Source organism: Vibrio sp. J1-1, from assembly GCF_021728395.1.
Taxonomy (GTDB): Bacteria; Pseudomonadota; Gammaproteobacteria; order Enterobacterales; family Vibrionaceae; genus Vibrio.
In genome coordinates this window covers 44260-57956 of record NZ_JAKKCM010000007.1, presented here as the reverse complement: position 1 = coordinate 57956, position 13697 = coordinate 44260, and the positions used below count along the sequence as shown (strand labels likewise).

Below are 13697 nucleotides of genomic sequence, written 5' to 3'. Positions count from 1 at the left end.
ACTAAATTCCACTAATTCGTAATATGTTATCCATTGGACCGCTTATAGAATAGTGACTTAGGGTTTCCCTGATTTTCTGTGTTGTTATGCCCTTGTAGGCTTGTTGTGAGTTGATGGTGCGATGGTGCAAACATTTCTGTATGATTTTTGGCTCTACTCCAGAATCCTTAAGGGCCTGAGCATAGAAATGGCGAAGTGAATGAGGGTTCATTGCTGCATCTTTTCCACGAGGGATTTTTATACCCATATGCAATTCGAGTCTATCTAATGCTTTTTGAAAGCTCTTTTCAAATTGGCTGATTGAATATGGAGCTCCTACATAACTCTCCCCAGTTCTGTTATCTACCCCCGCAGATACAAATAAAAATGGATGGTCGTGATCGTGAGTCTTTTGATAGATCTCCATCAATTTACTTCGGTACGTTAGATACATAGGGTACAAAGTAGAGAATAAAGCTTCTGCTGACTGGTGTAACCAGAACATGTCTGCACGATAGGATTTCTTATCTACAGCAAGTTTTTTCCATCCGGCCTTGAGTGACTTAGGATTGTTTGTTTTGTGCCTAGGTAACATCCCTCGTTCTTTAAGATAATGCATTCTAGTCTTACTTCCTTCACCAATTAAGTTTGTCTTGGCTAAACTAGGGTGATGAAGCCTGATTTGGCACTTAAATTCACCTGTTGGCAGAACATCGTTAAACCATAAATGTAACGGTTCACTTTTCCTCATACCGCCGAACAGAAGCAGTAGGGTAATCATTTTTGCAGTGATATCTTCACGCTTAAAGGGATCTGTAGCTAAAGGATTTTTTACAAACCCATACTCCATTAGTGGTGCAATAAGTTCGACAGGAAAACTTTTAGCCTCACTTTCTGCATTGAAGTAAGTTTTTGGGTCATCTTCAAACTCATAGCCGAATGTTTCACGTGACTCCATCAAACTCTCAGCTACTGTATTTCTATCTTTGGTGTGCGCCATGAAACTGCGGCCAATAATGTTTTGGGCGGATTTCAATAGGGACAGAGTTAACTTTTCGCTCTGGTTTACAGGCGGTATGAATGCAGTCACACCTTTTGCATTTCTCTCATCTTCGATTACCCAGTTGATGAATCTTGATAGGGAGCTTCGCAACCTTTTTGCCTTATCTACACCTGTTGGAGCCCAATACAGCCCAGTAGGGTCTTTCTCATCATTGCCTATCGTTCCGTTTTCAAGGCTAGACATAAAATTACGTAGCTGTGTAGTCTGACCTATCGAGTTGTTACGACATGCAGTGCAATAATCATAAAATAAACCAATGGCACGGGCTGTATCCCGCATCCAAGTTTCACTCCTAGAGGAATACGCAAGAAAATACCTGACTAGTGACCACAGGATCTTATAACCATTTTCGGATTCGAGATATAACACAGGAAACGCAGTGGCAGGGACAGTAGCCACCTTTTGCTTCACAACAAAGTGATACCGACCTGATGGAGCAAATTCCTTCATGCATTACTTACCTTTATTCTCACGCTTTATGATTAAATGGTAACTAAAAGCTAGGGGTAACGCAAATTTAGTTGAAGGATGAAATTTCTTTCAAATCGATATTTTAGCGCGAAATTGTTAAAAACGAGGGGGAAGTGGTAATATGTGGTAAGTATTGATTAGGGTGTTAAATGAGCACGTCCCTTCTAAGGATGTGGTCGTAGGTTCGAATCCTACAGGGCGTGCCATTTTTCAAAAGCCCCGATAGCTCGATGAGTTATCGGGGCTTTGTCATTTTTGGCGTTTGTAGTTGGCGAAATAGTCAAGTAAGTGTGAAGTTTAATGTGAGCTCTTGGAAACGCTTTTCAATTAAGCTTTAACACTACGCCTTTTCTAGGCGGGTTATATCGTATTGTCGGTTTACTCTGCTGAGTCTTCTGAATTTACCGCTGGTTCTTTATGCGATGCTTTTACCTGCACGATGCGGTTACTTTTCATCAGTAGCACTTCGAATCGCCAGTTCTGGTATTCGATGATTTCTCCTTGAGATGGCACGCGGTCTATTAACCAGGTAAGAAAGCCATTTAAGGTTTGAAAACCTTCGCTCTCTTCCCCTTCGATGTTGCTAAGTTGGAGTTTGTTTTTGAGTTCATTCAATGGGATGAGTGCATCCATCAACCAACTGCCGTCTTTTTGTTGTTTCGCCCATAGTTGTTGCGGTTCCATACCTAGCTCTCCGGCGATGGATTTGAGTAAGTCATAGAGCGTCACCAAACCTTGCACGTCACCATACTCGTCGACGATAAATACCATCTCGGTACTGGTTTGTTGCATATAGTTCAGTAAAGGCAGTCCTTTCATAGACTCCGGTACAAAACGCGGTTGTTTTAGACGTTTATTGAGCCGTTCAATGGAGATCTTGTCATACTCATCCAGCAACACTTTGGAAGAAATCGTACCAATGATGGTATCTAGGCCTCCTTTGCATATTGGCCAAACCGAGTGCTGGGTTTGTCGAAGGTTTTTTAGGGTTGCATCAATAGGAAGTGTCGCGTCTAGGTAGTGGATATCAGAGCGTGGCGTCATCAATGAAAGTGCAAGGCGATCGTTAAGATGGAGAAGATTGCGGATCATCAATTGTTCCTGAGGCTCAATGGCGCCGGACTCGGAGCCTTCGCTGACGATGGCGACGATATCCTCTTCGGTGACGACTTCACTCTTGCTCTCACTTTGCCTCAATATTCTGAGCAAGGTGTCAGTGGTAAAGGTCAAAAGAAAAACAAAGGGTCGGGTTAATTTGGCTAACCAGTGGATTGGGTAAGCCACATTGATAGCGATCATTTCTGCATTATTTTGAGCAATACGTTTGGGTACCAATTCACCTATCACAATGGCGAAGTATGTGATCAACAAAACCACACTAAACGTAGATACAAAATTGGCAATCTCTTTTTCTAACCCTTGGCTGACTAACCATTGTCCAAAAGGAACAGAAAGCGTGGCTTCGCCAAAGATGCCGCTGAGTAGGCCAATCACAGTGATGCCGATTTGGATCGTTGATAAAAATTGTGTCGGGTTATTTTTGAGTTCTAAAGCTATTGTTGCGCGTTTGCTGCTTTCAGCCATTGTTCTGAGGCGGCTTGTTTTGGCAGCGACCAACGCAATTTCCGACATCGCGAAGACGCCATTGAGCGTGATTAATCCTATCAATCCTACTAGCAATAAAATATCCATGAAGCCTTCCAGTCATCCACACGTTAGTAGCATAGCGAGATTCCGGCTGAGTAAATGTGAAGTAGCGGATAAATCCCGTTTTCTTGCTAAGCTTATGTTTTATTTATAGGGTAGAACTTCTCAGTACAGCTATGCTGATTAATCATTCTGTTACTGATACACTACGCGCCCATTTCCTCTGTTGAGACGTTTCTATGCCATTTTCTAAGCTTGGTTTAAGTGCACCAATCACTGACGCAGTGACGGCGCTGGGTTATGAAAAACCGACTTCTATTCAGCAAAAAGCCATTCCGATTGTACTTCGCGGGCGTAATTTGATCGCAGCAGCACAAACCGGTACCGGTAAAACAGCCAGCTTTGTATTACCAATCTTAGAGAAGCTCAGTCAGGGTGAAACGCTGCGTAAAAAACGTGCGCGTGCCATCATTCTTACGCCAACGCGTGAGCTAGCTCTGCAGGTACACCAAAGTATTGAAGCTTACGGTAAGAACCTGCCATTACGCTCAATGGCGATGTTCGGTGGCGTGGAATACGCACCGCAGAAGAAAGCATTAATTGAAGGTGTGGACATTGTTGTCAGTACGCCGGGGCGTTTAATTGACCTTTACGGTCAACGATCGATTCACTTTGATGAAGTAGAGATGCTGGTTTTAGATGAAGCAGACAAGATGCTGGATATGGGCTTCATCAATGCAATAGATAAAATCGTCGATTGCATGCCTGAGGATGTACAGAGCCTGCTGTTCTCTGCAACGCTTTCGAACCCAGTTCGAGACCTGGCTAAGAATGCGATTGTCGATCCAGAAGAGATTACAATTGCCAAACATAGCGCGTCGAAGTCAAACATTAAGCAGTGGATTACAACCGTCGATAAAGACATGAAATCGTCATTATTAAGCCACATGCTAAAAGAGAATGATTGGTCACAAGTTCTGATCTTTATCGAAACCAAGCATGGCGCTGCAAAATTAGTCAGCCAACTGGAGAAGCGTGGCATCGTTGCGGAAGCGTTCCACAGTGGGCGCAATCAGCGTGTGCGTCAGGAGCTAATTGAGCAGTTTAAAGCAGGGGAGATCCAGTACTTGGTCGCGACAGGTGTTGCGGCACGCGGTATTGATATTGATAATCTGCCTGTGGTTATTAACTACGATTTACCTTTCCCTGCGGATGAATATGTACACCGAATTGGACGAACTGGTCGTGCTGGTGCGCAAGGTGAAGCGATTTCACTGGTATCAAAGGACGACTTCAAAAACTTGTGCATGATTGAAAGCCGTCTAGGTCATTTGCTAGAGCGGGTAGAAATTGAAGGATTTGCGCCAAGAAAGCCTGTGCCAATTTCAATTCTTAATTACGTCCCAAAGAATAAGCGTAAGCCTCAGGAAGACCGTCCACGATCTGATAGAAGTCAGACGAGAGATTAATAGCTGGGTACATACCGTTTAATAATAAGCCGCTTTCAATGAGTGGCTTATTTGTTTCTGAGCTATAGATGAATCAAATACCCATGTTGATTTCATGGCTGAATGGCAATTGGGATCGGACGTATACTGATTAGTAGTTAGTCTTTTTAGATAAGGAACCCAATATGTCCATTTGGCAAGGGGTCAATTTCACCCATCGTTATAGCCAGCTGCCTTCGGCGTTTTTCACTTTCGTAGAGCCACAACCGTTATTGAATTCTCAATGGGTGGTTTGGAACAGTGAATTTGCGCAGCAGTTTGGTTTGCCCCCTATACCTGATGAAGAGCTGCTAGAGGTATTTTCTGGCCAAGCAAACTTTGATGAATTTCGTCCATTAGCGATGAAATATGCAGGGCACCAATTTGGTGTATATAACCCGGATTTAGGCGATGGTCGTGGGTTGTTGTTGGCAGAAATCCAACGACAGGATGGCACTTGGTTTGACATCCACCTAAAAGGCGCAGGTCTCACTCCTTACTCGCGAATGGGGGACGGCAGAGCAGTACTGCGTTCGACTATTCGTGAGTACCTTTGTAGTGAAGCGATGCAAGGGCTAGGGATCCCGACTACCCGTGCGCTTGGTATGATGGTGAGTGACACGCCTGTCTATCGCGAAAAAACTGAAAACGGCGCGATGTTAATTCGTATGGCGGAAACTCACATTCGGTTTGGACACTTTGAGCACTTCTTTTACACCAATCAGCTGGCAGAGCAAAAACTGTTGGCGGATAAGGTCATTGAATGGCACCTACCTGAATGCGCTCAAGCTGAAAAACCATACGCTGCGATGTTTGCCAAGATCGTAGAGAAAACAGCGGACATGATTGCGAAATGGCAAGCCTTTGGCTTTGCTCACGGCGTTATGAACACCGACAACATGTCTATCCTTGGCCAAACATTTGATTATGGACCGTTTGGCTTTTTGGATGACTACGATCCTGGCTATATCTGTAATCATTCTGACTATCAGGGACGCTATGCGTTTGACCAACAGCCACGAGTCGCGCTTTGGAATCTTTCTGCGTTGGCCCACGCGTTGTCTCCACTGGTGGAGCGTGCTGATTTAGAAGCAGCACTTGGCCAGTTTGAGGTTCGTTTAAGCCAGCAATTTAGTCGCTTGATGCGTAGTAAGCTTGGTTTACAAACCAGAATTGATGAAGATTCCCGCTTGTTTGAATCGATGTTTGAGTTACTCAACCAGAACAAAGCAGACTATACGCGCTTCTTTAGAACGCTATCTAACTTAGACAAAAAATCACCTCAAGACGTTATTGATTTGTTTATAGACCGTGAAGCGGCTCAAGCGTGGTTGGAGCTTTATCTGGCACGATGTGAGTTGGAAGTCGATCAGCTGGGCAGCCAAATCACCACAGAACAACGTTGTGAACAAATGCGCCGTGCTAATCCTAAATACATTCTTCGTAACTACTTAGCACAGTTGGCGATAGATAAAGCAGAAGAAGGTGATTTCAGTGAAGTCAACCGTTTGGCCGCACTACTTCGTCATCCTTATGATTCTCAGCCTGAGTTTGAAGAGTACGCGAAATTGCCGCCAGAGTGGGGCAAAAAAATGGAAATAAGCTGCTCATCATAAGGGGTTTATTTGGGTGTGTTGTTAATAAGATGAGTGCAATGAATGGGTACACCGCAAGAAATTCACAACAAGCTGCCAGCTTCCGTTAGAAAACAAGAGGGCAAAGAGATAGTGATTGGCTTGCATCCGGAACATATTACGGACAGTGAAAATCAAGAGTTAGCCGCATCCACAGAACAGCGTATCGAGTATCACCAACGATAAGAGCAATACAAATCAGGAATTCGTAGATTCTTAATGGCAGCCAATTGGCTACCATTTTTATTTACCGATTCATGAATGTGTGTAAATCCACCCACTTAATACATTGGCGTGGGTAGATTTCACCCATTTCAAAAATGATTTTGTGATCTAGGTAAATGTACCTTGAATATGCTCGATTTAACTGTCTGATTTTGTTTGATAAAAGTGTGATAAAAAAAGTGGTTCGGTACTTGCTTTGGTAGTTGCATCAACACCCAGTGATGGGGTTGTTCATTTATCAAGGAGAATAATAATGTTTAAGCCTGTTACCCTACTAACTGCCTCAATTCTTGCTGTTACCAGTTTTAACGCTGCTGCAAACTGTGATCCAGGTGAAATGGTCATCAAGTTCAGTCACGTAACTAACACCGATAAGCACCCTAAAGGGATCGCTGCCTCTCTGCTTGAAAAGCGTGTCAATGAAGAGATGAACGGTAAAGCGTGTATGCAAGTGTTTCCTAACTCGACGCTTTACGATGATGATAAAGTACTTGAGGCTATGTTGAATGGGGACGTACAACTTGCCGCACCTTCACTGTCTAAGTTTGAAAAATTCACCAAAAAATTCCGCCTTTTCGACCTTCCTTTCCTATTTGATGACGTAGACGCTGTTGACCGTTTCCAAAACTCTGAAGCGGGTGAAAATCTTAAGAACGCGATGAACCGACGAGGCATCAGAGGTTTAGAGTTCTGGCACAACGGTATGAAGCAAATTTCAGCCAACAAGCCGTTGATTAGTCCGGAAGACGCTAAGGGGCTTAAATTCCGCGTTCAGGCTTCAGATGTATTGGTTGCACAGTTTGAGCAATTGGGTGCTAACCCACAAAAAATGTCATTTGCCGAAGTGTACGGTGGCTTGCAAACCAAAGTTATCGATGGTCAGGAAAATACCTGGTCGAATATCTACGGTAAAAAGTTCTTCGAGGTTCAAGACGGAACGACTGAAACCAACCACGGCATTTTGGATTATCTAGTGGTTACTTCGACGAAGTGGTGGGATGGACTTCCAGGCGACGTGCGTGACCAGTTAGCGACCATTCTTAAAGAGGTCACTCAAACCCGTAATGCGGAGTCGAACCGCGTAGAGCAACAAAACAAACAATACGTTATCGAAGCTGGTGGTGTGGTTCGAGAGCTGACGCCAGAACAGCGTGAAGAGTGGGTAACCGCACTTAAACCCGTTTGGAACAAATTTGAAAAAGATATTGGTTCAGAGTTAATTGAAGCGGCGTTAGCGGCCAACCAGAAATAAATCAACATAATGATAAGCGGCTCCCGTTCGTCGGGAGCCAAACTTACCCGATTCGAGCGATGTACCGTTATGGAACACTCATTTTTTTCGAAAGTCGGTCAGTTTACCGACAAGGTTGAAGAAGCCTTGATTGCCTTCTTCCTCGGCACGATGACGATACTGACATTTGTCAACGTCGTGATGCGTTACGTATTCAATGACAATATTCTTTGGGCGCTTGAAGTTACCGTTTTTCTTTTTGCCTGGATGGTTCTCGTAGGTGCGTCATACGGCGTGAAAAAGCATTTTCACATTGGTGTTGATGTGGTGATTAACTTGTTACCTGAACGTTTTAGAAAAGCTTGTGCTTTGCTTGCCGTGTCATGCTGTTTGGCCTTTTCAATACTACTACTTATTGGCTCATGGAATTACTGGTACCCGTTCGCCACAGAGCGTGCATGGTACGAGACGGATGATATTCCAATGCCAGAAATGCTGCAGTTCATGGCTGATTGGCTCAACGAAGGTGAGCGTTATGAGAAGCTCCCTCGATTTATCCCGTATATGGCGCTGCCAATTGGTATGGCTTTGCTGACGTTTCGTTTTGCCCAGGCGGCATACCAGATACTGACTGGTAAGCTTGACCGTATTATTTCCAGTCATGAAGGTGAAGAAGAGTTAGAAGCACTTAAAGAAGAGCTTAAAGATGCGGGCGATGTGATGGAACCCACACAAGGCAAAGACAAAAGCCAAGATAACAATAAGAACAAGGAGCGCTAACCTATGGATATTTTATGGTTATTCTTGATGGTGATTGGCTTCATGCTCTTGGGCGTTCCGATCGCGGTATCACTGGGCTTATCCAGTATTTTATTTTTGATGTGGCACTCAGATGCGTCGCTGGCATCAGTAGCTCAGACGCTTTTTAATGCGTTTGAAGGACACTACACTTTACTTGCTATCCCGTTTTTCATCCTTGCATCCAGCTTTATGTCCACAGGCGGTGTAGCGAAACGCATTATTCGTTTTGCGATTGCAATGGTCGGCTGGTTCCGAGGTGGTCTTGCCATGGCTTCTGTTGTGGCGTGTATGATGTTTGCAGCGCTGTCAGGCTCGTCACCAGCGACGGTTGTTGCGATTGGTAGCATCGTTATCGCTGGTATGATCAAAAACGGTTACTCCAAAGACTTTGCCGCAGGTGTTATCTGTAACGCGGGCACACTTGGTATTCTAATTCCACCTTCAATCGTAATGGTTGTGTATGCAGCAGCGACAGACGTATCCGTTGGTCGTATGTTCTTAGGCGGCGTTATTCCGGGGCTGTTAGCTGGTGTGATGTTGATGATTGCAATCTACATTGCAGCACGAGTTAAGAACTTACCGAAACAACCGTTTGTTGGCTGGAAAGAAGCCTTCTCGGCGGCTAAAGATGCAATCTGGGGGCTGATGCTGGTTGTCATTATTCTCGGAGGCATCTACGGCGGCATTTTTACTCCAACTGAAGCAGCGGCAGTGGCAGCGGTATACTCCTTCTTAATCGCTAACTTTGTTTATAGGGATATGGGGCCATTTGCGGATAAACAGAATACTAAACCTGCCATTGTGAAAGTCCTTCAGAGCTTTGTGCACCACGACACCAAGCAAACCTTGTTTGAAGCTGGCAAGCTGACGATCATGCTGTTGTTTATCATTGCTAATGCGTTGATCTTAAAACATGTACTGACCGAAGAGCGCATTCCTCAGATGATCACTGAATCAATGCTTTCCGCAGGTTTGGGGCCAATCACATTCTTGATCGTGGTAAACGTACTGCTCTTGATTGGCGGCCAGTTTATGGAACCGTCTGGTTTGTTGATCATTGTGGCTCCACTGGTATTTCCGATTGCCATTGCTTTAGGCATTGATCCTATCCACTTGGGTATCATGATGGTGGTGAACATGGAGATTGGGATGATCACGCCGCCAGTCGGGCTGAACCTCTTTGTTACTGCAGGGGTGGCTAAAATGTCGATGATGAGCGTAGTTAAAGCGGCGTTGCCTTGGGTGGCTGTAATGTTCCTGTTCTTGATTATCGTTACTTACATACCATGGGTTTCAACCTGGTTACCAACGACGCTAATGGGGCCGGAGATTATTACCAAGTAACGGTTTCAGACTCGTTAATGCAACAAAGAGGTGTGACATGTCACACCTCTTCGTCTATTGATTTGTGGTCATGTCTTCTGGGCTGAGAGTTTATTCTCCGCTCGTAGCCATGCCACTTTTGTTTGTTCTTCCTGCGATCCTCTCCAGAACGTCGCTCTTCCTGATAATGTCCGTCGACAACCACAGTCTCCCTAATTACAGGTATCTTCGTTTTCTCATTCATGCTCAGCGCTACCATCCATGGAACTATAAATAGTATGAGATACGTTGAGTAAAGGAACAAATGTGGTTGCGGGTTTTATTTATACAGATCTTTATCTATCTGATAGCGTTGCATTTTGTCATACAGTGTTTTACGGGGAACATTCAATTGCGTCATGGTTTGCTTGATGCTGCCATTGTGCTCGAGTAATGCGCGCTCGATTGCCGCTTTCTCGAATTCTGCCACTTGCTCTGCCAAGCTAGTGGAAAGAGTCTGCACCGGGCTTGCATCTCCAAGCTGAATCAATTTCCCAAGCAGCACAAAACGTTCCGCTGCATTTCTCAGCTCTCGCACATTACCCGGCCAGTCATGCGCCATCAATGTCGCCAGATCTTGAGATGATAAGCTCGGGGAGCTTTTGCCGTATCGAGAGGCCGCCACGAGCAAAAAGTGATGGAAGAGCGCAGGGATATCCTCTTTGCGCATCCGCAGAGGGGGCAAATCCAGTGTAACGACATTCAGTCGATAGTAGAGATCTTGGCGAAATGTTCCTTCTTCGGCAGCACGTTTTAAATCCACTTTGGTCGCCGCTATTACACGAATGTCGAGGGGGAGAAGTTCGTTTGAGCCTACTCGCTCGATAACACGCTCTTGAAGAACACGGAGCAGTCGAACTTGTGCTTGAATGGGCATGGATTCGATTTCATCCAGGAATAACGTGCCCCCCTGAGCGAATTCGAACTTACCAATCCGGCGACTTTCTGCGCCGGTAAATGCGCCTTTTTCATGCCCGTAGAGCTCACTTTCAATGAGGTTTTCTGGTACCGCGCCACAGTTTACGGCGACAAAGTTATGATTTCTGCGTAAGCTTTGTTCGTGTAATGAGCGAGCAATGAGCTCTTTACCCGTGCCTGTCTCACCGAACAACAAAATATCGGCATCAGTATCGGCAATGTGGGTGATAGTATCACGTAGCATCTGGATACTGGCGGTTTCGCCGATAATTCGCGGGCCGAGAGCCTGACTGGCTTTGAGTGATTGCCGTAACTTCTCGTTTTCATTCGTAAGCTGGCGCTTTTCGATAGCTCGCTTGACCGTTTCAACCAACTGCTCGGGAGAAAATGGTTTTTCGATAAAGTCGTAGGCACCTTGATGTAATGCATTAACCGCCATTGAGATGTCACCATGCCCAGTAATCATGATCACCGGCAGGTTGTTGTCTGTTTGCACCAGAGTATTCAGTAAATTCATTCCTGATATTCCCGGTAAACAGATATCAGTGATAACCACGCCTGGTTCAGCCCCGTTTTTCATCGCTAGCAGTGCGGACTCTGCATCGGGGAAAAATTGCGCGTCAATATCGGCTAATTCGAACGTCTGTTCTATTGCTAGCCTGAGATCCGCTTCATCATCAATAAAAAACACCTGACACATAATTATTCCTCTGAATCTTTTTCGGCGTATATAGCAACAACAGGCAAACAAACTGAGAACCGAGCGCCGCCCTGCGCTTGGTTGTGCGCACTTAATTGGCCGTTCATTCCACTCAATATTTGCTGTGATATTGACAGTCCCAAACCTAGGCCATTTTTCTTGGTGGTCAAAAATGGCTCACAAAGCTCGGTGAGAGAGCGCTGTCCGATCCCTGGGCCATTATCATCAATATGAACCATGATCTGATTCCGGCTCTGGTCATGTTCTATAGAAAGCCACACCTGTTTATTTTCTTGCTCTTTGACGGCTTCGATCGCGTTACTCAGAAGGTTTACCAGCACTTGTTCCAGTTGAATCGTGTTGATAAAAACCTCTGCATCCTGTGCCATTAGTTTGGTAGATAAGTTAACCCGAGCTGATTTAAAAGAGGGCTTCATCAACTCCTTCGCTGAGGCGACGACAGGTAACAGGCGAGTTTTGGTTAGTTCACTGCCACTGGTTTTCTTGGCAAATGAGCGCAGTTGTTGACTGATATTAGCCATACGATCGGTGAGCGCTGAAATACGACTTAAATTATCTTCGACCCGTTCGAACTTCTCTTTTTTTAAGAATAGCTTACCGTTTTCAGCGAAGCTGCGAATGGCCGCAAGGGGATTATTCAGTTCATGGCTGATACTTGCGGACATCTGACCAAGTACAGCAAGCTTTGCAGCCTGAACCAACTCATCCTGAGTGACACGCAGCGTTTGCTCTGTTTCTGTTCGCTGAGCGATCTCTGCTTGCAACTCCGCAGTTCGAGTCATTACTTGATATTCCAGTTTTTGATTGGCTTCTTGCTGAATCAGTTCGAGTTGTAGATGACGTTGTTGGCGGTGATAAATCAGCTGGCCGATAAGGAATAGAACGGTAAAAATGAGAGTAAGTACTAGCAAGTAACCCAATGTTATCCAAACGATAGATTGTTTAGGCGACAATACCCTCATGGTCAGTTTGATCTCGGGAAGGTCGAGAGAAGAAACCACCAGAGTGCCTTTATTGTATGGGTAACCTTGTTTTAATTCGGTCACGTTTAAGTTCAGGTCGCCGACGAAATTTAAACTACGAATTTGTGTTTCGAGATATTGTCGGCTAGCCCAAACTTGTTTTTTCTCAGCATCATTAAGAGGTTGCAAACTTTTGAGTAGCCAGTCAGTTCTGCTGCTCATGAACACAATTCCGTGAGGATCACTGGCGACGAATACGCTATCTGGTTGCTGCCAGTTGTCTTCGATCTTACTCAAGTCCATTTTTACGACCACAACGCCAATCACGCCGCCAGCGTAAATGATGGGAGAAGAGTAGTAGTAACCCCGTTTACCCGACGTTGAACCCAACGCATAGTATTGGCTCTGCTCACCGATAATGGCTTGTTTGAAATAAGGCCGGAATGCGAAGTTTCGCCCAATGAAAGAGCGTTCTTTACGCCAGTTACTGGCCGCAATAGTGGTACCCCATTGATCAATGAGATAAGTGTCGGAAGCCGCAATGACTTGATTTACTGATTCTAAGTAGCGATTCGTCACTTCAAGTTGAGCGCTATTTTTCGGGTGCAGCAATGCCTCAAACAAAGGTGCATCTTTTGCCAGGAGGTTGGGGATATGGGCGTACTTATCCAATTTGTTCTTTATGTGACTAGAAAACTGTTCAAGCTGAGACTGGTGTTTATCCAGTAGCGATTGGTAACTGTTTTTCCAGACCCAGTGGCCACCAACAAACGCGCATAGGAAATATAAGGCGAAAAAAATCAGTAGAATACGGTTTCGTTGTGGCATCCCTTTGTTCCTGACTAGGCTACTTCTTTGTAATCCAGAAATGTTAATGGCTTGTAGATTAGATTGGGGATTTACTTACCAACTCTGTGGAGTAAAACAAGAGCAAGATCTCTTTTTACGCTTTTCAATAAAAAAAGCGGTCGATTCCCTTGAAAAAGTCGCTATTGTCCCCATTCTAGATATGCCGATGTTTCTGATGCGGGTGTTTTATCGCATTTTTTACAAAAAATGAGGCAACATTCGAGAATTTAGTGCAGACAATGTCCACATAGTGGCTATTGGCTCGACAGGGTAGTAACAGATCGCTAGAATGTCGCGTCTAAAATTCTGTCCTGAGGCTAATAGGAGATACCTTTGGTGATGACACT

The 13697-nt window shown here is 44.8% G+C and carries 12 protein-coding genes; 7 read left to right on the top strand and 5 right to left on the bottom strand.

What is annotated here, in order from left to right:
- Position 1 precedes the first annotated feature (1 nt).
- Complete coding sequence (locus L3V31_RS12665) at positions 2 to 1492, bottom strand: site-specific integrase (RefSeq protein WP_237316381.1); 1491 nt, start codon at positions 1490 to 1492, stop codon at positions 2 to 4.
- Positions 1493 to 1891: 399 nt separating this feature from the next.
- A complete protein-coding gene (locus L3V31_RS12660) occupies positions 1892 to 3205 on the bottom strand; it encodes a hemolysin family protein (protein ID WP_237316380.1) in 1314 nt (437 codons plus the stop codon).
- 194 nt (positions 3206 to 3399) lie between these two features.
- On the opposite strand from L3V31_RS12660, the gene L3V31_RS12655 reads away from it, so the two are divergent.
- The 6 genes from L3V31_RS12655 to L3V31_RS12630 all read left to right on the top strand — a co-directional run bounded on the left by L3V31_RS12655 (position 3400) and on the right by L3V31_RS12630 (position 9882).
- On the top strand, positions 3400 to 4629 hold the full coding sequence (locus tag L3V31_RS12655) for a DEAD/DEAH box helicase (RefSeq protein ID WP_237316379.1): 1230 nt from the start codon (positions 3400 to 3402) through the stop codon (positions 4627 to 4629).
- 164 nt (positions 4630 to 4793) lie between these two features.
- The gene (locus L3V31_RS12650) at positions 4794 to 6263 is read left to right on the top strand and encodes a protein adenylyltransferase SelO (protein WP_237316378.1); all 1470 of its coding nucleotides are present in this window, start codon (positions 4794 to 4796) and stop codon (positions 6261 to 6263) included.
- A gap of 42 nt (positions 6264 to 6305) precedes the next feature.
- Positions 6306 to 6467, top strand: a complete 162-nt coding sequence (locus tag L3V31_RS12645; RefSeq protein WP_237316377.1) for a hypothetical protein — start codon at positions 6306 to 6308, stop codon at positions 6465 to 6467.
- 292 nt (positions 6468 to 6759) lie between these two features.
- A complete protein-coding gene (locus tag L3V31_RS12640) occupies positions 6760 to 7758 on the top strand; it encodes a TRAP transporter substrate-binding protein (RefSeq protein ID WP_237316376.1) in 999 nt (332 codons plus the stop codon).
- Between the two features lie 69 nt (positions 7759 to 7827).
- A complete protein-coding gene (locus L3V31_RS12635; protein WP_237316375.1) occupies positions 7828 to 8517 on the top strand; it encodes a TRAP transporter small permease in 690 nt (229 codons plus the stop codon).
- Between the two features lie 3 nt (positions 8518 to 8520).
- Complete coding sequence (locus L3V31_RS12630) at positions 8521 to 9882, top strand: TRAP transporter large permease (RefSeq protein WP_237316374.1); 1362 nt, start codon at positions 8521 to 8523, stop codon at positions 9880 to 9882.
- A gap of 40 nt (positions 9883 to 9922) precedes the next feature.
- Here the strand turns inward: L3V31_RS12630 and L3V31_RS12625 are convergent, their stop codons facing one another.
- From L3V31_RS12625 to L3V31_RS12615, 3 genes are all read right to left on the bottom strand, one after another.
- Positions 9923 to 10105: a hypothetical protein gene (locus L3V31_RS12625; protein ID WP_020336139.1), complete on the bottom strand. Its 183-nt coding sequence runs from the start codon at positions 10103 to 10105 to the stop codon at positions 9923 to 9925.
- A 75-nt stretch (positions 10106 to 10180) separates the two neighbouring features.
- Positions 10181 to 11518 carry a sigma-54 dependent transcriptional regulator gene (locus L3V31_RS12620; protein WP_237316373.1) on the bottom strand — a complete coding sequence of 446 codons (1338 nt, stop codon included), beginning with the start codon at positions 11516 to 11518 and terminating at the stop codon, positions 10181 to 10183.
- Between the two features lie 2 nt (positions 11519 to 11520).
- Positions 11521 to 13329, bottom strand: a complete 1809-nt coding sequence (locus tag L3V31_RS12615) for an ATP-binding protein (RefSeq protein WP_237316372.1) — start codon at positions 13327 to 13329, stop codon at positions 11521 to 11523.
- A gap of 46 nt (positions 13330 to 13375) precedes the next feature.
- On the opposite strand from L3V31_RS12615, the gene L3V31_RS12610 reads away from it, so the two are divergent.
- Positions 13376 to 13561, top strand: coding sequence for a hypothetical protein (locus L3V31_RS12610; protein ID WP_237316371.1), 186 nt, complete (start codon positions 13376 to 13378; stop codon positions 13559 to 13561).
- Positions 13562 to 13697 lie beyond the last annotated feature (136 nt).